The organism is Massilia sp. CT11-137 (genome assembly GCF_047302885.1).
GTDB classification, from domain to species: domain Bacteria; phylum Pseudomonadota; class Gammaproteobacteria; order Burkholderiales; family Burkholderiaceae_D; genus Telluria; species Telluria orientalis.
Genome location: NZ_JBKYMP010000001.1, coordinates 536,374 through 555,584, shown reverse-complemented (window position 1 = coordinate 555,584; position 19,211 = coordinate 536,374). Strand labels below are relative to the sequence as shown.

General features: G+C 58.1%; 17 protein-coding genes. 5 read left to right on the top strand and 12 right to left on the bottom strand.

The window, feature by feature from the left end; all coding sequences use genetic code 11:
- Positions 1 to 223 precede the first annotated feature (223 nt).
- Both ACEN98_RS02580 and ACEN98_RS02575 read left to right on the top strand, forming a co-directional pair.
- Positions 224 to 706, top strand: a complete 483-nt coding sequence (locus tag ACEN98_RS02580) for a cyclic nucleotide-binding domain-containing protein (protein WP_413336828.1) — start codon at positions 224 to 226, stop codon at positions 704 to 706.
- Positions 703 to 1,839 (top strand): AI-2E family transporter, encoded by a 1,137-nt coding sequence (locus ACEN98_RS02575; RefSeq protein WP_413381186.1) that lies wholly within the window; start codon positions 703 to 705, stop codon positions 1,837 to 1,839. The genes ACEN98_RS02580 and ACEN98_RS02575 overlap by 4 nt, the downstream gene beginning before the upstream one ends.
- A 413-nt stretch (positions 1,840 to 2,252) precedes the next feature.
- On the opposite strand, the gene ACEN98_RS02570 is transcribed toward ACEN98_RS02575, so the two are convergent.
- The 7 genes from ACEN98_RS02570 to ACEN98_RS02540 form a co-directional block, all read right to left on the bottom strand.
- On the bottom strand, positions 2,253 to 3,029 hold the full coding sequence (locus ACEN98_RS02570; RefSeq protein ID WP_413381184.1) for a hypothetical protein: 777 nt from the start codon (positions 3,027 to 3,029) through the stop codon (positions 2,253 to 2,255).
- The gene (locus ACEN98_RS02565; RefSeq protein ID WP_413381182.1) at positions 3,026 to 4,390 is read right to left on the bottom strand and encodes a hypothetical protein; all 1,365 of its coding nucleotides are present in this window, start codon (positions 4,388 to 4,390) and stop codon (positions 3,026 to 3,028) included. Before ACEN98_RS02565 ends, ACEN98_RS02570 begins: the two co-directional genes overlap by 4 nt.
- A gap of 7 nt (positions 4,391 to 4,397) precedes the next feature.
- Positions 4,398 to 7,271, bottom strand: a complete 2,874-nt coding sequence (locus ACEN98_RS02560) for a type VI secretion system Vgr family protein (protein WP_413381180.1) — start codon at positions 7,269 to 7,271, stop codon at positions 4,398 to 4,400.
- A 188-nt stretch (positions 7,272 to 7,459) separates the two neighbouring features.
- The gene (locus tag ACEN98_RS02555) at positions 7,460 to 9,733 is read right to left on the bottom strand and encodes a YgiQ family radical SAM protein (RefSeq protein WP_413381178.1); all 2,274 of its coding nucleotides are present in this window, start codon (positions 9,731 to 9,733) and stop codon (positions 7,460 to 7,462) included.
- Positions 9,734 to 9,811: 78 nt separating this feature from the next.
- Entirely contained in the window at positions 9,812 to 10,093 is a 282-nt protein-coding gene (locus ACEN98_RS02550) for a DUF4404 family protein (protein ID WP_056126187.1), read from the bottom strand.
- Between the two features lie 111 nt (positions 10,094 to 10,204).
- Entirely contained in the window at positions 10,205 to 12,331 is a 2,127-nt protein-coding gene (locus ACEN98_RS02545; protein ID WP_413381176.1) for a M3 family metallopeptidase, read from the bottom strand.
- Positions 12,332 to 12,517: 186 nt separating this feature from the next.
- On the bottom strand, positions 12,518 to 12,928 hold the full coding sequence (locus ACEN98_RS02540; protein ID WP_413381174.1) for a TMEM175 family protein: 411 nt from the start codon (positions 12,926 to 12,928) through the stop codon (positions 12,518 to 12,520).
- 54 nt (positions 12,929 to 12,982) lie between these two features.
- On the opposite strand from ACEN98_RS02540, the gene ACEN98_RS02535 reads away from it, so the two are divergent.
- Entirely contained in the window at positions 12,983 to 14,680 is a 1,698-nt protein-coding gene (locus ACEN98_RS02535; protein WP_413381172.1) for a recombinase family protein, read from the top strand.
- A 62-nt stretch (positions 14,681 to 14,742) separates the two neighbouring features.
- On the opposite strand, the gene ACEN98_RS02530 is transcribed toward ACEN98_RS02535, so the two are convergent.
- The 3 genes from ACEN98_RS02530 to ACEN98_RS02520 are packed head-to-tail and all read right to left on the bottom strand — an operon-like array spanning position 14,743 to position 16,193.
- On the bottom strand, positions 14,743 to 15,189 hold the full coding sequence (locus tag ACEN98_RS02530) for an STY0301 family protein (protein ID WP_413381170.1): 447 nt from the start codon (positions 15,187 to 15,189) through the stop codon (positions 14,743 to 14,745).
- Positions 15,186 to 15,689 carry a BPSL0067 family protein gene (locus tag ACEN98_RS02525; protein ID WP_413381168.1) on the bottom strand — a complete coding sequence of 168 codons (504 nt, stop codon included), beginning with the start codon at positions 15,687 to 15,689 and terminating at the stop codon, positions 15,186 to 15,188. The genes ACEN98_RS02530 and ACEN98_RS02525 overlap by 4 nt, the downstream gene beginning before the upstream one ends.
- 12 nt (positions 15,690 to 15,701) lie before the next feature.
- Positions 15,702 to 16,193, bottom strand: coding sequence for an Hcp family type VI secretion system effector (locus ACEN98_RS02520; protein ID WP_413381166.1), 492 nt, complete (start codon positions 16,191 to 16,193; stop codon positions 15,702 to 15,704).
- A gap of 704 nt (positions 16,194 to 16,897) precedes the next feature.
- On the opposite strand from ACEN98_RS02520, the gene ACEN98_RS02515 reads away from it, so the two are divergent.
- Entirely contained in the window at positions 16,898 to 17,212 is a 315-nt protein-coding gene (locus tag ACEN98_RS02515; RefSeq protein WP_413381164.1) for a hypothetical protein, read from the top strand.
- Positions 17,213 to 17,255: 43 nt separating this feature from the next.
- On the opposite strand, the gene ACEN98_RS02510 is transcribed toward ACEN98_RS02515, so the two are convergent.
- Positions 17,256 to 17,534, bottom strand: a complete 279-nt coding sequence (locus ACEN98_RS02510) for a helix-turn-helix domain-containing protein (protein WP_413381162.1) — start codon at positions 17,532 to 17,534, stop codon at positions 17,256 to 17,258.
- A 74-nt stretch (positions 17,535 to 17,608) separates the two neighbouring features.
- Between ACEN98_RS02510 and ACEN98_RS02505 the strand changes: the two genes are divergently transcribed.
- Positions 17,609 to 18,106 carry a hypothetical protein gene (locus ACEN98_RS02505; RefSeq protein WP_413381160.1) on the top strand — a complete coding sequence of 166 codons (498 nt, stop codon included), beginning with the start codon at positions 17,609 to 17,611 and terminating at the stop codon, positions 18,104 to 18,106.
- A 398-nt stretch (positions 18,107 to 18,504) separates the two neighbouring features.
- On the opposite strand, the gene ACEN98_RS02500 is transcribed toward ACEN98_RS02505, so the two are convergent.
- Positions 18,505 to 19,146, bottom strand: coding sequence for a recombinase family protein (locus ACEN98_RS02500; RefSeq protein WP_413381158.1), 642 nt, complete (start codon positions 19,144 to 19,146; stop codon positions 18,505 to 18,507).
- Between the last annotated feature and the right edge of the window lie 65 nt (positions 19,147 to 19,211).

Genomic DNA, 19,211 nt, shown 5'->3' with positions numbered 1-19,211 from the left:
TGAGATGATGCCATGAATGTAATGAATATTTCCCAAAGGAATTATATTACACGTTTCTCAAGCAGGTGCACGCACGATTTGCACCAACGGTTGGACGGTATGCATAACGGCTGGAGGGTGTTGTGTCGCGTCCAATCAACTGAGCATTCGTTGCTGCGCAAGCACAAATGAATCGTTCATAATTGACAAAGCAGCCACTCGGTTGCATCGTCCTGGAGCATTCGTGATCTTTGGTTTCCTGAAATCGTCCACGCTGTCCCCTCGCCAGCTTCGGCTGCAGAACACGTCGCTGTTCCGTTCCCTCAAACCGTTGGAAATCAAGTTTGTCGACGGCCTCATGCATGAGCGCCGCTACCTGCCGGACGAGATCGTGTTCGACGAAGGCGAGGAAGGGCAGGCGCTGTATCTCGTGATGAGCGGCCGCGTGCAGATCAGCCGCAGCCACAGCCGGGGCCGCCAGATCGTGGGCGAAATGAGCGCCGGCAGTTTCTTCGGCGACCTTGCCCTGCTGGACAATTCCCCGCGCAGCGCCCAGGTCCGTGCCCTCGACACGTGCGAACTGGCCGTCTTCTTCCGCGACGACTTTCTCGCCCTGATGGAAACGGATGCCGTGATCGGCTACAAGATCTCGCTCGCCCTGGCCCGCCACATCGGCCAGCGGCTGCGCGGCTGGCTCGACGGCAACGCCCAGGTGGAGGCGCTGTGATCCACGGCGCCCTCCGCGACGAGCGCAGCGGTCCCTTCGTCTGGACCGGCATCATCGGCGTGACGTGTGTGCTGCTGGTGCTGCTCGAGCACATGCTGTGGCTGGTGCTGCCCTTCATCCTCGGCACCGTCATGTACTACATCCTGCTGGGCCCGATGCAACGCCTGCTGCGCGCCGGTTTTACACGCAACGTCTCCGCGACGCTCGTGTGCATCGTGTTCTACGGCGCCACCGTCCTGCTGGTGATGGCGGCGATGACCTGGACCTCGGCGCCCGGCGACGCCGACGGCTGGCACGAGACGGGCGCCCTTTACCTGGACGGCGGCGTCGCCTTCGTGCGCAACACGATGACGCTACTGGAAGCGAAGTTCCCGATCCTGGCCGAGATGCATTTGACGTCCATCGTCAACAAGCGTTTCAAGGCCTACACGGACAATTTCGCGCAGCGCCACCTGACGACCATCCTGCTGGGGGCCGCGGGCTGGCTGCCGTCGCTGCTGCTGGCCCCGTTCCTCGCCTTCTTCTTCCTGCGCGACGGCCTGCGCTTCAAAAAATTCCTCGCGCGCGCCGTGCCGAACGCCTATTTCGAACGGACGCTGTTCCTGCTGCACCAGGTCGACCAGACCGCGCGCCGCTACTTCGAGGGTTTATTGAAGCTGACCGTGCTGGACACCATCGTGCTCGGCTTCGGCCTGTGGGTGATCGGCGTCTCGTCGCCGCTGCTGCTGGGTTTTATTTCGGCGCTGCTGGCGTGGGTGCCGTTCGTCGGCTCGGTCGTGGGTTGCATCATGGTCGTGGTCGTGGCCGCCACGGATGCGCCGAACAATCCGCTGATCGCGTATGGCGCGATCGTCGTCTTCATTCTCGCGCGCCTGCTGGACGACTTCGTCTTCATGCCGCTGACCCTGGGGCGCAGCCTGCATATCCACCCGCTGGTGACGGTGCTGATGATCTTCATCGGCGGGGCGCTGTCCGGCGTGGCTGGGTTGATGCTCGTGCTGCCGTTATTGGGGGTCGTGATGGTTGTTGGCGAGACGATGGGGCGGCTGATGACCAATCCAAGGCTCAGGGCGCGGCATCGGTATGCGCGCAGGTTGAGGGACAAGCAGGCGAGTGCGGATTTGAGTGTCTGAGCATCGCCGTCACGCGAATCGCCGCTGAATTCTCAGGTCGAGTTCACCGGCGAGCTCGATGATCCGGATTATCTCCCTCGAGGAATTTCCTCGTTCTTGTCAACATATCTTCCGTATGCCGCAACAGCGTTTTCTAATGCTGAGTCAGCTCCGAAATATCTTCTCCAGAAGTGTATTTAAGCTGGAAAGCATTCCAGAGGTCGAATGCGCGATACCGCAGTGCTGTCGCATGGCTACGCACATGCGCTTCTGGCCTACTCAAGAAATCATTATAAAATTCTCCTCGCGTTCGTGATGAGCGAGCGTGTTGCTATGGGTCCTCTCGTCAATATAATTTTGACGTCGCGCGCAACCGGCAATTCGAGACACGCCAAAGCTGTACATTTATTCTTTTCAATTAATATAGATAGGTTTTAGTGCAGCGTCCTTGTGACCATGTCAATATACACGCTCTTACCAGTGCTTTCCCTGATCTTTCTTGGGTAAAAGTAATAAATAAGATAGCCGCGCGTCATCAATCCCAACAACATAAGAACAAACGGAAAAAAACTTACTGTCATAAAAAGATAAATGACCGGCATACCAATCGATGACGATATGGTTTTACCAAATGGAAATAGAGAAAAACCGAGGGAAGCCATTATTACGAAAAACGGAGTAAAAGGCAATTGCCTGAATCTATATCGATTTTTCAGAAACCAAGTATCGTTCTTTTGAAGATAATAAACCACATCCTCATCTTCTACATATATCTTTTCATTCCATCTTTCGCCAGCCGTTATCGCACGATAAAACAAAACAAATCGCCAACACCACCATAATACGACCGAACTGTAGCTTAAAAACAAAACTAAACGAGCAAGCAACGGCAGATAACTGTACAAGACAATACAGAGAAACGGGACAATCCCTAATAGGCTGACACTGCCAACATACAACGCGCCCACCCCGAAATATTTCGCGTGCCACCCCCATCTTTTTATCTTTGAAATTAGTGCCAACAAACACGACGACAGCATTACAATGACGCAAAATATTGAGAGTGGGTCCTTATATAACGGGATGTTTGGCGCGGCTTCGCTAGAAAAAAACCATCCTATCCCTCCTACAAAAAATGGCATTATGGTGCCAATAGGCAAAATCCGCTCTGGTTTAGAGAATTCTGGATTAATCTTCTCCAAGTTTTTCAAAATCCGATCTCCAGATAATCGGCGGGAAATTTCTTCATTAACTCTGCCCAAGATGACTCTACCATCGAACTAAATTTACGTACATATGGGGCTATAATGGAAGAGCTTCCATCAAAATTTGTTTTATCGCCTGTTACGACCTGCCCTAGTTTCCTATCGGCGGCTTCTACGAGATATCCCACTACCGTACCAATGCAGATAGTTAGCGCCCCGACAAGTAGGACCGAGACAGAAATTTCGAAAAAAACCATGAGGAACATTACAAGAGCCGAAACCACGGCAACAGCGATTGCCGCGCTAATAATGCTCTTTACAACCCCCATTACAAAGCTAGTCGCAAAATCATATCCATCTTTCTTTGCATCATCCTTCCATTCAGCATAAGAAGTGGCAGCGCCAAATATAAAGCTTACCGCAGCATACCCTTTGAATGTGCCAACGACTCCCTTTGCCATCGCCATAAAAGAACTTTTGGTCTTTCCAGCGCCAGCAAATATGCTCATAATCCGATCATGAGCAGGACCAAATCCCCCAGGACCAAAAACACTATTATATTTGCTGAATCCAGAAAAATAGAATCTGACTTTACCCCTCACCAAATGGACCTGTGCTTTCACTAAACGGAATCCTTTGTGAGTTCTGCCATCCAAGCTCTCTCGCAGCCACTTCCAATTGTCGCCAATGTAAGCTCCTAGAGCAGCCACTTGACCCCATATCCAGTTTCGAGTAGGTATCTGATATGGATCTATTTCGGCAAGCCCTGAATTCCCTCCACCTTTAGCGAAGAACTGAGCGATGTGAGCCGGCATACCCTTCACCGTACCATCAACCACGCAAACAATTGCACACTCTTCATCAACAGGAGCGGCAGCCGGCGCAGGCATCTTTATCAAAGGTTTACTATTTGATTTCGGAACCGGAGCAACTGGTGTTGAAGACTTTCCCAATGCAATAATAATTGGCGACGGCTTGGTTTTCGGCGCCTCGTCATATACGTGAGGATCGATTTCGCTCGGCGTTATTTTAATAATAATATGGTCTTCGCATTTCACTATGAGGGAGCCTTTGAATCCGCGTGTAATCCATAAATGCAGCCGCTCACCATCGACAAAACTCACCCCATCATGGCGTTTCCTATATACTAATTTTTTATCACGCGCGTTGTAAAAGTCTGACTTCGTCGCGTGTACTGTGTAAGTTTTCCCATGGCCAAGATTTAGGTCAAGTATAACGTCTCGATGTTTCCGCAAAATTACCTTAAGTTTGTCGCCTGAGCGCCAGCATTGAACTGTTTCACCTGGCAAATCAATGCATACCTCTTGAGCAATCGGTTCTTTTACCTTCGCAGCCGCGCTTGTCATGCTTACCTCATTTTCGCTTTATCTGATCTGCACTAAACGGTCCAAGTGGGACATCTTTTAAAGCCCCCTTGCCCTTATCGTCCAGCGTTATTTCTTTCCTTTCGCCGTTCGCGAATCGCAATGTAATTGGCTCCCCGACTGGGACGTTCCCCTCTGCGTCAACATATTCAATTTCTAGGTCGGATTTAATGTTGAGCTCATGTATCTTGTTAGCGATGTCGAGACTTGGCACAGAAACCGGCCCCGCAAATTCCTTCATGCTGGCCTTGAACTCAATCTTCCCCGGCCCATGCAGCTGAATATTCCCACCCTCCAGCTTGAGATAAGCCCCCTGCGCAGTCAGCAGCACATGCTCGCGCGCCGCCACGTTGACGCTTGCCCCGACACTGGCAACGGTCACGAGCTTGTCCGCCGTCAGCCGCGTGGCGCCCGATTGGCTCTGACTGCTGACCTTGCCGCTGGCCGCATGCAGCCGGATGCCTGTTTCCTGGTTCGGCTTGCTGGCATTACTACCCTTGCCATACGTGAACATGCTGATCCCAGCCTTCACGCCGTGATGCAGATTGCCCTGCGCCGCAAAGTTCAGGTCCTGCCCCGCGACCAATGACGTCGATGCGCCCGCGCTGAACACGGCACTGGCCGGCGTCGTCGCGGCGATACCGGCCGGCGCCGACACTTGCAGATGCGGTTCCGTATAACCGACCGCACCTTCATCGGAGGCCTGCACGACGTCCGCGCTGCGCCGCATGGCTTCGATGGCCGGCAGCTTGTCCGGATCGGGCTCCTTGTCCAGCTTGGCGTTGTGCTTTTGCGCGGTGCCTGCCAGGTCGCTTTGCAGCTGCGCGGCCGCGGTGATTTGCTGGCTCGCGGGGCTGGAATCCAGGTGCGGTTGCGCGTCGCCGGCGCGGTCGGTGGTCAGCAGCATGCCGCTGCCGGCGCGCAGGGCGGCCGCATGTTCGGTCTTCAGTTCGGCCCCGCGACCGACTTGCGCAAGCCGCTGGTTGTCGGTCTGGTGGCGCAGGTGGCCGAGGTTCAGTTCGGCCGTGCCCTTGTGCGCCGTCGCATGGTGCTGCAGCGCGACGCGCGCCTCGCTCGGCGTGTCGTCGAACACGAGCTGGCTGTAGGCGCCCGTGCCGCTCTGGCTCGATTGCAGCGCCTGGCTCTTGATGCCGGACAGGACAGCAGCGTGCGCATGCGCGCCGGACTCGCCCGGGAACCACGCCGGCGCGTTCCCCGTCGCGGCGCCGCTGCCGTAGGCGGCCTGGTTGTGTTGTGCGTCCTGTTGGCCGGCGCCGTTGTAAACCGTGCCGATCACCACGGGTCGGTCGATATTCCCGTCGAGGAAATCGACGAGCACTTCCTGGCCGACGCGTGGCAGCGCGTGGCTGCCCCAGTTGGCGCCGGCCACCGGGGCCAGTGGCGTGGCCACGCGCACCCAGGTGCCTGCACGGTCGTCCGCGGGGGCGCCCGTGTGGCCGTCCGGCGCGGGGTGGTCGAGGCGGCTGTGGCTCGCTTCGCCGCGCTGCCAGTGGAATTGCACCTTGATGCGATGGTCGCGGTCCGTGTGGATGACGGTGCCGGGAGGACCGACGACGATCGCCGTCTGCTGCCCGCGCACGCTCGGTCGCGGATGCAGCAATTGTCCGTGGCCGTCCGTCCGGCTGGGGCGGTAAGGCACGCTGGCCGGGATGGCGTCGATGCGGTTGCGGTAGACCGGACGCTCGCCAGGGCCGCGACCGGTCGCATGCAGGCTCGTCGCGAGATCGGCATCGTTCGCCCGCTGCACGTGGCCGGCGCCCAGCAGGCGCTCCAGCGCATTGCCGGTGTCGGCGTTCAGGTTGTTGTGCGCCAGATGGCTGACGCGCAGGATGATGAAGCCGGCCTCGTCGCCGCCATCGTAAAGGCTGTGATCGTGCAGCGTGAACGTCGTGCCCGGCGCGAAGGTGCGAACGGTGCCGGCGCCGACGAAGGTTTTGCGGCGCGCTTCCAGCCCTTCCAGCTGGTTGTCGGCGATGCGCTGGCCATGCGCGCGGTTCGTGTACGCGTATGCGCCCGGGACGTCGCGGATCGCCAGCACGTCGCCATCGCCGCCCGCGCTGGCGACGGCGCGCACCGAACGCGTCCGATAGTCCCAGCTCGCGAGCTCGACGGTATTGGTCTGCATGCGCACTTCGGTGCGCCAGCGGTCCAGGCTGTCTTCGCGCATGACCGCGCCGGGCTGCGTGAAGCGTACGTCCGCCTGGACATTGCGCTTGAAGGCCCCGTTGTGGTCGGCGATGACCAGCGTGTGACGGCCGAGCGAAGGGCTGTCCGGCGCGCTCTCGTGCTCGAAGAAATAAAACAGGCCTTCTTCGCTCATGAGCCGCTCGACAAAGGCGAGGTCGCTTTCCTGGTACTGCGTCGTCAGGCTGCGTTGGGGATACCGGCTGCGGTCGCCGATGTCGAAGCGCCAGCCCGGTGCCAGGCAGCCCTTGCCGTCGTAAGCCTTGAAGACGGCGTCGAGGATGTCGAAGACGGTCTTGTCCTGGAAGACGCGGCTGTCGCGGCCCAGTGCGAGGAACGCGGTCCAGGGTTCGATCGTGAGGCTGTAGCGCGCAAAGCCGCCGTTCGCGCCCAGCAGTTCGGCTGCAGTGACGTGGCCGTGGAACGCGCGCGGCGCAGCGAAGGCCGTGGTTTCCAGCTCGACCAGCACGCTCTGTCCGAGCAGCGTCTTCAATGGGATGTCGGCGTCCAGCGCCAATGCCGTCACTTGGAATCGATAGCCTTGATCGACCCCTTCTTCGCCACGCAGGCTTTCGGCCAACAGGTCCGGGCCGTTCGGTAACGACAGGCGCAGGATGCGCCGGTGTTGGGTGAACCGTCCGGCAATTTCCCCAGCCAATGCCGAGATCGTAGCCTCAAATATCCCCGTCATCCTCACCACCCCAGAATGTTAATATCCGGAAATATTAACTTTACAAAATTCCGAGTATAACACTGGGGTGGTCGAGCAAATTTCTCGAAATCTAACAGGGCGGCATGGCAATCGACGAAAAAAAACCGGAGACGCTGCTCCGGTTTGTGCTCGGCTTATTTTCGCCCCGCCTTGGGCTTGGACTTGATGGTCAACAGGATGCCCGCCTTCGCCTTGGGCGGCGGCGCCATGAACGGTGCCGGCTCGCTGCGGCGCTCGCCGCCGCGCCCGTTGCGCCGCGGCGCCACTTCGATCACGCGGCCTTTCGGCGCCTCGCTACGCGGCGCCACCGGCGGCCGGCGCTCGCCACGCTGCGGCGCAACTTCCTGTTCGGAGCCGGCCGGCGGCACCAAGTGGCGCTCGCCGTTGCCGATCAGGTCGCCGCGGCCCATGCGCTTCAGGCCCTCGCGCAACACCGGCCAGTTTTCCGGGTCGTAGTAGCGCAGGAACGCCTTGTGCAGTTTCCTCGTCTTGCCGCTCTTGGCGGTGAGAACCTCTTCCGAATCCTCGGTAACCTTGTGCAGCGGATTTTTACCCGAGTGGTACATCGTCGTCGCCATGGCCATCGGCGTCGGCGTGAACGTTTGCACCTGGTCGAGGTGAAAGTTGTTCTTTTTGAGCCAGAGGGCCAGGTTCAGCATGTCCTCGTCCGTCGAGCCCGGGTGCGCGGCGATGAAGTACGGGATCAGGTATTGCTTCTTGCCCGCTTCGCGCGAGTACTTGTCGAACAGCGCCTTGAACTCGTCATACGCGCCGATGCCCGGCTTCATCATCTTGGAGAGCGTGCCCTCTTCCGTGTGCTCCGGCGCGATCTTGAGCAGGCCGCCGACGTGGTGCGTGACCAGTTCCTTGACGTACTCCGGCGAGCGCACGGCCAGGTCGTAGCGCAGGCCCGAGCCGATCAGGATCTTCTTGATGCCCGGGATCGCGCGCGCCTTGCGGTACAGCGAGATCAGCTTGCTGTGGTCCGTGCCCAGGTTGCTGCAGATGGTCGGGTACACGCACGACAGGCGGCGGCAGCTCTCCTCGACCTTCTTGTCCTTGCACGCGAGGCGGTACATGTTCGCGGTCGGGCCGCCCAGGTCCGTGATGGTGCCAGCAAAATTCTTCGTAGTGTCGCGGATCAGCTCGATCTCGCGCAGGATCGACGGTTCCGAACGGCTCTGGATGATGCGGCCCTCGTGTTCCGTGATCGAGCAGAACGTGCAGCCGCCGAAACAGCCGCGCATGATGTTCACGGAATAGCGGATCATTTCCCAGGCCGGGATGTGCGCCTTGCCATAGCTCGGGTGCGGCGCGCGCGCGTACTGCAGGTCGTAGACGCCGTCCATCTCGTCCATCGCGAGCGGCAGCGGCGGCGGGTTCAGCCAGACGTCGCGGTCGCCGTGCTGCTGCACGAGCGCGCGCGCATTGCCCGGGTTCGATTCCAGGTGGAACACGCGCGACGCGTGCGCATACATCACCGGATCCTCGCTGACGGTCTCGAACGACGGCAGGCGGACAACGGTCTTCTGCGCCTTTTCGCGCGCGGCGGCCTGGCGCTGTTCGCGCGTCATGATGACGATCGGTTTGACTTCCGGTTCCGGCTGCGCATTGTCCAGCGCGCACTGCTTCGGATCTTCCAGTGCCATCGCGTACGGGTTCGGCTGCGCGTCGATGCGGCCCGGCACGTCCACGCGGGTGGAATTGTGCACCGTCCACTCTTCGTCCGGCAGCCAGCCGTGCGGCACGAGGAACGCCGTGCCGCGCAGGTCGCGGATGGATTTGATGTTCTCGCCGGCCGCGATGCGGCGGGTGACGTCGACGAGCGCGCGTTCGGCGTTGCCGAAGATGACGAGGTCGGCCTTCGATTCGAACAGCACCGAGCGGCGCACCTTGTCCGACCAGTAATCGTAGTGGGCAATGCGACGCAGCGACGCCTCGATCGAGCCGGCGATGACGGGCACGCCCGGGAACGCTTCGCGCGCGCGCTGGCAGTAGACGGTCACGGCGCGGTCCGGACGTTTATTGGGCTCGGCGTTCGGGGTGTAGGCGTCGTCCGAGCGGATCTTGCGGTCGGCCGTGTAGCGGTTGACCATCGAGTCCATGTTGCCGGCCGTGATGCCCCAGTACAGGTTCGGCTTGCCCAGCGCACGGAACGGTTCCACGGAGGTCCAGTCCGGCTGGCTGATGATGCCGACGCGGTACCCCTGCGCTTCCAGCAGGCGGCCGACGAGGGCCATGCCGAAACTCGGATGGTCGATGTAGGCGTCGCCCGTGATCAGGATGATGTCGCACGAATCCCAGCCCAGCTTGTCCATCTCGGCACGGGACATGGGCAGGAACGGGGCCGCAGGGGCGCGGCTGGAACGCTTGGCGACGTTCGCGAAAAGATTGGCAGGGGAGTTCATTGGCCGGCATTTTACCGGAAAACGCCTGTTTAAGCTGCGGACCCCTCGAAAAATGGCTTAATTTTCAATGGCTTGTCGTTAAATCCCCATGCTCGCGAGGATGTTGCCGAGTTCACGCAGGGCCGGTTCCAGGTGCGGATGGCGGATGGCGAAGCGCGCTGTCAGCTCCTGCGTGCGCGAAGCCAGGCCGTACGTGTTCGCGTCCGGATCCTGGGAGCGCTTGTCGAGCACGTGCTTGATGTCGCCGTCGAGCTGGCGCAGCAGCATTTCCAGTTCGTCGTCGACTTCGCCGGTTTCCTCGAGGCTGCGGTGCAGCGTCTTGAGGTGCGCTTTCAGGGTATTTTCGTTTTCGGGCAGCATGGCTTTCTCACGTCATGATGTTGTGAGAAGTCTACACCCGATGGGGCAGCGATGGCGGCGGATTGGCGCGCGCCACTCCCGCCGGCACGGGAGCGGCGCGCGCACGTGGATTTACTCGCCCGTCAGGCCACGGCGCTCCAGCAGCGGCTCGATCTTCGCATCACGGCCGCGGAAGTTGCGGTACATGTCCATCGCGTCCATCGTGCCGCCGCGCGACAGCAGCATCTGGCGGAAGCGGTCGCCGTTCGCGCGCGTCAGGCCGCCGTGTTCCTTGAACCATTCGACGGTGTCGGCGTCCAGCTTCTCGGCCCACAGGTAGCCGTAGTAGCCGGCCGAATAGCCGCCCGAGAACACGTGCGAGAAATACGTCGTGCGGTAGCGCGGCGGGACGAGCGGGAAGTCGACGCCGGCGTCGTGCAGCGCCGTCGCCTCGAAGCCCAGCACGTCGGTCGGGATTTGCGCGGCGCCCAGCTGGTGCCATTTCTGGTCGAGGATAGCTGCGGCCAGGTATTCGGTCGTGCGATAACCCTCGTTGAACCTGGACGAGGCCTGCACTTTATCCAGCAGCTCCTTCGGCATGGGCGCGCCCGTCTGGTAGTGCTTCGCGTAATTCGCCAGCACGTCCGGCCAGGTCGCCCACATCTCGTTGACCTGCGACGGGAACTCGACGTAGTCGCGCGGCACGCGGGTGCCCGAGAAGCGCGGGTATTTCACGTTCGAGAACATGCCGTGCAGCGCGTGGCCGAACTCGTGGAACATCGTGCGCACTTCGTCGTACGTCAGCAGGGTCGGCTCGCCCGCGGCCGGTTTCGGGATGTTCAGGTGGTTCGCGACGACCGGGTGCGTGCCCAGCAGCTTGTTCTGGCCGACATACGCATTCATCCACGCGCCGCCGCGCTTGTTCGAGCGGGCATACGGATCGTGCAGGAAGATCGCGAGCTGCTTGCCGTCGGCATCGAACACGTCGAACACGCGCACGTCCGGGTTGTACACCGGCAGGTCGTGGCGCTCCTTGAACGTGATGCCGTATTCCCTGGTGGCGGCGAAGAACACGCCGTTCACGAGCACGTTGTTGAACTCGAAATAGGGACGCAGCTGGTTCTCGTCGAACGCGTAGCGCGCCTGGCGCACCTTGTCCGTGTAATAGTTCCAGTCGTAGGCGGTCGCCTGGAACTTGCCCCCGTCGGCATCGATGACCTTCTGGATCTCGGCCGCTTCCTTCTTCGCGTTGCGCACGGCCGGCTTGGCGAACTCGGAAAGCAGATTGTTGACGGCGTCCGTCGTCTTGGCCGTCTGGTCTTCCAGCATGTAGGCGGCGTGGTTCGGATAGCCCAGCAGCTTCGCGCGCTCGGCGCGGGCCTTGGCCAGGTCCAGCACGACCTGGCGGTTGTCATAATCGCCGCCGTGGCTGCCGCGGGCCAGCGACAGGGCCAGCAGTTTTTCGCGCGTCGCGCGGTTGGTCAGCACGGACAGCGGCGCCTGCTGCGTCGTGTTCACGACCGGCACCTTGAACTTGCCGTCGAGACCATCCTTCTTCGCCAGCGCGGCGGCGGCGTCGATGGCCTTGTCGGACATGCCGGCGAGTTCTGCGCGTGTGTCGACGACGAGCGCCGACGCGTTCGCTTCCTTCAGCACGTTCTGGCTGAACTGGGTCTGCAGGGCGGCGATCTTGCCGTTATAGGCCTTCAGTTTTTCCTTGTCGGCGGCCGACAGTTTCGCGCCGGCGCGCACGAAGTCGGTGTGATAACGCTCGAGCAGGTAGGCCGATTCCGGATCGAGGTGCAGCTTGGCGCGCTTGTCGTACAGCGTCTGGATGCGCTTGAACAGCTTGTCGTTCAGGCGGATCTTGTCGCTGTGGGCGGCCAGTTTCGGCGCGAGATCCTTGTCGAGCGCGTCGAGCGTGGGATTGGTGTTGGCGCCGACGAGGCTGTAGAAGATGGTCGAGACGCGGTTCAGCAGCAGTCCCGAACGCTCCATCGCGACGATCGTGTTGTCGAAGGTCGGTGCTGCCTTGCTGTTGGCGATGGCATCGATCTCCAGCGACTGCTGGCGCATGCCTTCTTCGAACGCCGGCGCGAAGTCCTCGTTCTTGATCTTGTCGAAGGCCGGGTACTGGAACTGCAGGGTGCTCGGCTTGGCGAACGGGTTGGACGCCGGCAGCAGCGAAGCAGGGGCGGCATGGGCCAGGTTGGCGACGGCTGCGGTAACAGCGACGGCCAGGATGTGCGAACGGTTCATTCTTTGGGCTCTCCGGAGGGTTGTCGGATCCGACCGTGCTTGTGCCACGGACCGATCTCTTCTTGCTCGTGCACTCCATAATGGAAACCGCCGGGACGAACCCGGCGGCGAAGTGCGCCCTAAGGATAGCAGGGATATTGCCGTAAGTTACATATTTACGGCCTAAAAAAAGGCTTTGCGGGAGACTCAGCCCCGCTCCGATTGCTCTTCCTGTGCCACTTTGTCCTCGATGCGCCGGTCCGGAATCAGCCACACGATGGCGACGGCGGCATAGACGAGGAACCCGAGCCAGGCGCCAAACCACGACAGGGCGACGCCGCAGAGATACAGAACGCACGACAGCTTGCCCTTGCGATCCTTGCCGATCGCCTCGGCCAGCGCCGCGTTCTTCGGATGATTCGCCGTCAACACCTGCACCAGGATCAGATAGGCGACGGAGCACATGAACAGGACGAAGCCGTACGCCGCGGTCGGCCCGCTCTCGAAATGGTTCTCGCCCATCCACGCGGTGACGAACGGGATCAGCGACAACCAGAACAGCAGGTGCAGATTGGCCCACAGGACGCCGCCGCTGACTTCCTTCACGGCGTGCAGCATGTGGTGGTGGTTCCTCTATTATTTGAGTTACCCCACGTGTGTTACAGTCGAGTTATGGAAAATCTATACCTCTACATCCGTTACAGTACTGACAAGCAGGAAGACGGTTCCAGCTACGACCGCCAACTGAAGTTAGCAAGGCAGCAGTACCCAGCGTTTATCGCAGACGACCAGCATATCTATTTTGATGCAGGTAAGAGCGCGTACAAGGGTGAACAGTTGGCTGAAGGCGGGGAACTGCGGCGCTTCCGTGATGATATGAGAAGCGGCAAAGTGCCTACGGGCAGCACGCTACTGGTTGAAGACCTTGACCGCCTATCGCGCGCTGATATGTGGGAGGCGTCCGAGAACCTTCGTGACTTGACGGAGAACGGAATCACTGTAGTGACGCTACGTGACGGCCAGCGGTATTCTGGCAAGCTCAACCTGTCGAGCGGTTTGATGTCGCTGATCAAGCAGGAGCTTGCGCACGACGAGAGCCGGAAGAAGGCCGGGCGCGTAGCGGACAGTTACGTACTCAGGTATGCAGCGGCTAGAGCCGGGAAGAAGGTCAAGGTGCTGCTTCCGAGCTGGCTTGAATGGGTCGGCGACTACGAGCCGTACAAGGTGAAGGAAGCCGAAAAAGCGATTGTGAAGGAAATCTTTGACCGAGCGGCGGAAGGCTACAGCTACGCGGCTATCGCCAAGATGCTGAACCAGCGAGGCGTGAAGCCGTTCAGGAGCAAGAAGGACGGTGACGGCAAACTGTGGATCACAGCGAGCCTATACGCGCTCATCAGGAATGAAGCTGTGCTTGGGACGTATAAGCCGAACGATGGAGGCCCGCCGCTACCACTCTACTTCCCACCGATCATCGAGAAATCGGTGTTCGATGCTGCACAAGGGGTCAGGGTCGAACGGAAGCGGGCTAAGGAAACCAGTAGGGGGCCGGTATATAACCTCTGGACGAGGGTAGGTGTTTGCGCTCTCTGTGGCAGGGCTTACCATTGTTTGCCGAAGGGGAAGGCTGGTCATGTCTATCTCGTCTGTAGCGGCAAGATCGGTGGAGCATGCAAAGCTGGCAATATCAGAGCCGACAAAGCCGAGATTGGCTTCCGTGAAGTCCTCCTCAACGCGGTCAACGCTGATTACTTCCTAGAAGACAACCGCGAAGAATTGATGAAGGCTCGCGAGTTGGAAGGCCAGATTGACGCAGTGGACCGGAAACGGCAGACGCTGCTTGCGATGCTTGAAGATGATCCTATGCCCGAGATAGCGGCGGCATTGAAGAAAATTAACTCTGAACGGGCAGTGCTCACTGAACAGAAAGCAGCCCTTGACCAAGCAGCCATTCAGCGGGTCAACCTGTCACGTAGCAGGGAAGCGCTACAGGCGAAGATCGACCTTTCCAGCAACACAGCACGCATGGAAGCTAACAGCGTCCTGAGACGGCTTAAAATTAGTGTCGAGATTCAACGACAAGACCCGCATATCCTCTACACTATCATGCAGGACGGCAAACTGATCCTCAAGGGTCGTCAGACTGGTGATAAGGCTCCTCCTTTAATGGCGTACACCAAAGAGACAGCCGTTCGGGCATACGAGCTTGGGGATACGCTTTGGCCGGAATTGGCTATCGAAAAACCGTTCAAAAACCGAACGAACGAAGGCCAACAATTATCTTCCACGGAGCCGGGACCAGACTGGAGCAACTACGACGAACCGCTGCACGAGCACGACTATGTTGACGAGTACACGCCAACGGGCAATTAACCCGGAGCAAGCCTGATTACGCCAATCGGATCGACCGTGGGAGTTCTCTCGCCGGTATCGCTTCATGGCTGATCTGTGCAGGTTGCTGTCGCCGCCCAAGTGCTGCCGTTTGGGACACGAGTTTTGATTTCCCGAACCTGTACGTCACATGCCCGCACCTTCGCGGCGACCTTGACCCACCATTCAATCGGGGTCCACTCCATGTACTGATTCCACTCCCGCCCCTCATGGAATTGGCCCCTGTTTCGCTTCTTGCTACCGTACGAACAGACAAGCCACGCCTGCTGATCTTCCATGAACGGGAAACGGAGATTAAAACCGTCTTGCGCTGGTTCGGAGTGGTCGCCTGCGAACAGGCCAGTTCCATGAATCTCGCCCCACGCCATTGTGGCGCTAGTTAAGGAAGCTGCGGGCCTATCGTTGCCAGGGTAGGTTTGAGGGCACGTGTAGACCTGCGCGTTTGCGATGGCGGAGGCCAGGGAGAAAACGGCAAGGGCGAGTCTTCTCATCGCACTAGCACTACGTAGAACTCGTTCGCGTTGTCGCACGGGTAGATTTTCGTTCGCCACACCCTCTCAACCTCCTTGGCCTGCTCGTAGGTATAAGCCCTTATCGTACGAGGGCCAGGAGTATGCGCGTTCCCATGTCCCTTGAATTGGTCGAATACGACGATTTGGCTTGGCTTCCCGGTGACTGTACTGTACCCCTCGCCCCGGATGAACAAGGCGGCATGGTACGTGTGCGTACTCGGGAACCAGCCTGTGTTCCATTCCCACATAAAGTTTGCGATGACTGTGCCGGGTTTTAGTGTTCTCGCCACTTCGACAACGGGCGGACCGGGTTGCCAACGTGTTGTATGCCCTACATTCGTCAACTCCTGCGGGAGCCTTGCACACTCTCCATTGGCAATGAACGTTGGTGTTCCGGTTTCCCTATCCTTGGCTCTCTGTTCGTCCCACTGCTTTAACAATGCGTTGAAGTTATGAGGATACACAACGGGATGCGGCATGTTGGCCCCCCCTCAGGCGTAGATTTTGTTCGCTGCTGAATCCCAACCCCCAGCCGTGCTACCACCAGCACCACCGCCGATCTTCTGCTGTGTGTAGGTGCATTTAAGCTTGGACGACGCCAAGTGAACCTTCTCCGTGATGATCCCACCATTTCCGCTCGTCGGGACGACGCTGGAAAGCATCACGTTTTCAAGCTCGATTTCGAAGTATTTGACGCGGGTGCCATCGCCGTCCGCCCGGAAGAATTCGAACCTGGCCTTAGGTAACGTCTTCCCTGCTGCACAGGTTTGGAAGAGGACCGGGCTTGCAATGTCGGCCAGCTTGTCAAACACGACTTCGTGAACTTCAGCCTTGCCGCTAGTGTGTCCACCGGCTGTCGATACGGCCGTAGCTCTCGGCTGGGTTACGCCCCACGAGACATTGTGAACCTCCACCCAGTTTTTGTGCTTATCGTCCATCGACTCGCCCTTGATGTCCCCGATCTGCAAATAAGCGTCAAGCATGTCTTCCTCCGTTGATAGTGGAACGGGGATTCTTGCTCCACTTCACAGTAGCGACGTTGGCTGGCGTCAGGGCGCTGAAGGAAACAGCTCAACCGCCGTCCTAACGTGTCAGCAACAGGAAGCGTGCATACCCGTCGATAGCTCACTATAGGATTGGAAAAACCACAAGAGGAATCGACGGGGCCGGGATAGGCATACTGCCATCGGGCTCACACTAGGACGGGAAAACCACCAGAGAAACCGACTGGGGCGGACTACGACAATGCATTACCAGATCGAATCAATGGACACTGTTTTTGCACAGTGCACTACAGCAATTACAACGTTTCTGTGAATTTGTAGCCTAGGCCGTAAGCAGCGCAACTCGCGCCGACAAATCAATGTTAGTGCTTACTTCGCACCAAACGCAGAGCTGAGCTCAAAGGAATGATGTCAAGAAAAAAATCTTAGTAGCAGAGCTCATAAAATTTCGAAGTTGCGACTAAAATTACGTCTAACTCTTGCAACCTGATGCGCAAAAAGAGGGCATGTCCATTTCGAACAGTTCTTGATTTGAATGAAAGGGAAGAGGAAGGGAAGGTTCGGAAGCTGGTTTCTCAGGCCAGCTCCCTTGCCTTGAGTTAAACCCCACCGCTGGCAGGCGGATTGATAACGAAGGGAGGTCTAACCAGCACACCCATAGTCGAACTCCGAGAGGAGAGGACTTGGATGAAGCAAATGCTAACGCTATGCGTGAACATTGTAAGTCCAAGTCCTCGAAATCCACAACATGTTTAGATTTTCGAAACAGGACTATCATGACTTCAGATGATGTATCTATAGCAACAAACTCTGGTCATAGCTCTACGCACAATGCAGCAGCGACTGCCGGTGCGGTAGCAACAGCTCTTTCTGGCGTGACTTCCTTGCCACAGGCATTTGAAGAGTACCCCAAGGGAGGCGCAACGGTTGCATTCCTAATCGTTGTTGGCCTGCTGTGCTGGGTGGCGGTGACTTGGCTGAACAATCGCCGCAATTGATTTAAACGACAAATGAGCACCGTTCTCAGGTGCTCACACTGTTCTACGATCCGTCTGCTGGCTCCGGTGGACGGATCATCTGCCACAACGGCATTCCTACCGCATGGGCCAAGTGCTCCATATTCCCAATAGAAATGTTCTTCTCGCCTCGTTCCACGTGACCGATATACGTTCGGTTCAGTCCGGCCCGGAAGGCAAGCTCTTCCTGCGACATCTTCAGTTCGAGGCGCGCACGACGTAACGCAGCTCCGAACAGTATCCGGGCTGGTGTTCCGCTTTCGTTCTTGGTGTATGTAGTCGGCACGCCGCAAGGTTGCAGCATTGTCGACTTTGGGACGACCGACTCTAGATAGCATATGTTACGATAGTTGCCAATCAATAACGAAAGGGGTAACTATGGCAACGATCAATACCACTTGCCCGGTGTGCTCGACTCCGCATGCAAAGAAGCTTTCTGTCATCTATCAGGAGGGGCTTTCGACCATCCAGACCGATATCAACACGGTCAGCACCTTCAATACATTGGGGCGTCAAAAGTTCAAAACCAAAGGCACGGCCAACGGCACCCAGCAAACACAGGCATCCAAAGACGCGGCTCCGCCCGTTGTACCCAAATTGGTAACGACCGGGATGTGGATTCAAGGGATGCTGATCGCACTCGGCATCGTCATGTGCGTGGGAGGCATGATCAATAGTGCGACGGTTGTAGCGATTTTCGGGATTGTGGTGATCGTTGGTTCGTTTGCTGTACCCGTCAAACCAACAGAAATCGAACAGCGGGACTATGACGAGCGAACAAAGCATCTGCGTGCGGCGAAAGAAGCGTGGGCCGACACATTCATGTGCGGCTCCTGCGGACACAAGTTCGTTCCGTCCACAATACAGACTGCGTAACTACGAGGTAGGGCTTGACCTGTGTTTCTCCAGCCGTGATTTTTCAAAAATAAAATTTGGATAACAGGGTCTTGTCCGGGAACTCGCTACCAGTTCCAGAAATGTATCAAGGGCGAATTGCTGGCTTAACACATCGCCGGGGGCTGGGTTCGGGGTCGCAGACCGTGATGAAATATCGATAGGGCCGTCCGGAAGGACGGACAGGGGTTTTTCGCCTGTTTAGTCGAAAATAGCTCTACGGGCCTGTATTCGCGTCCGTGGGCCATCGACAGGGCCAGGATTCGCTAAGGCTAGAGCCTTTATCTAAAGGGTAATCGATTCCGACGCGGTTTGTAGGCCCGTGGAGCGACTTGGCAATGATATGGTTGGGTGGTATCAAATGATGGACTGGAAAGCTGCTATGGGCCTCCTATCGCCTCTGTCGTCTGCTCGGCCTTCGCCTTCTTGAGGATCAGTTTTACCTGTGATTCGCTGACATTTAAGGTCGATGCAATTTTGGCAATGGTGTATCCGATGGCGCGAAGTTCAACAATCTTCGCGTTCGCTACCGTGTCAGGCTTCCGGCCCTTGTACACTCCCTTTGCCTTCGCTACCTCGATCCCTTGACGCTGGCGCTCACGACGGGTTTCCCAGTCAGCACGGCATTGGTACAGGCAGATGTCGCGCATCATTTCCTGTGCAGCTTTGAACACGATAGCGCCAATACCTTCCAGCTTGATTTCAGGGAGTTCGATCAGGCCGGGAACCGATACCTTGGCTCCCTTCTCTTCAATCAGGTCCATCAAGGCTTGGGCTTTGTCAAGCGGGAGACGGGTGATACGGTCAAGGTGTTCGGCAATAATCGTGTCGCCTTCGTTGAGGTCAGCCATCATTCGCAGCAGTTCCGGACGAGCTTCGGACGTACCGGATTCCTTCTCCGAGTAGGTAGCGACTACCTGATAGCCCTTCGCTTCCGCATTGGCACGTAGCAACTGTTGACGGGTCAGGTCTTGACCTTCCGTTGAAACACGTTGGTAAATTCGGGCGATGGGCTTGCTCACGTTATATTCATTTGCTTGTTTGATAAGTTAATTGAAGTATACCCTAAATACCCTATCGTTTACAA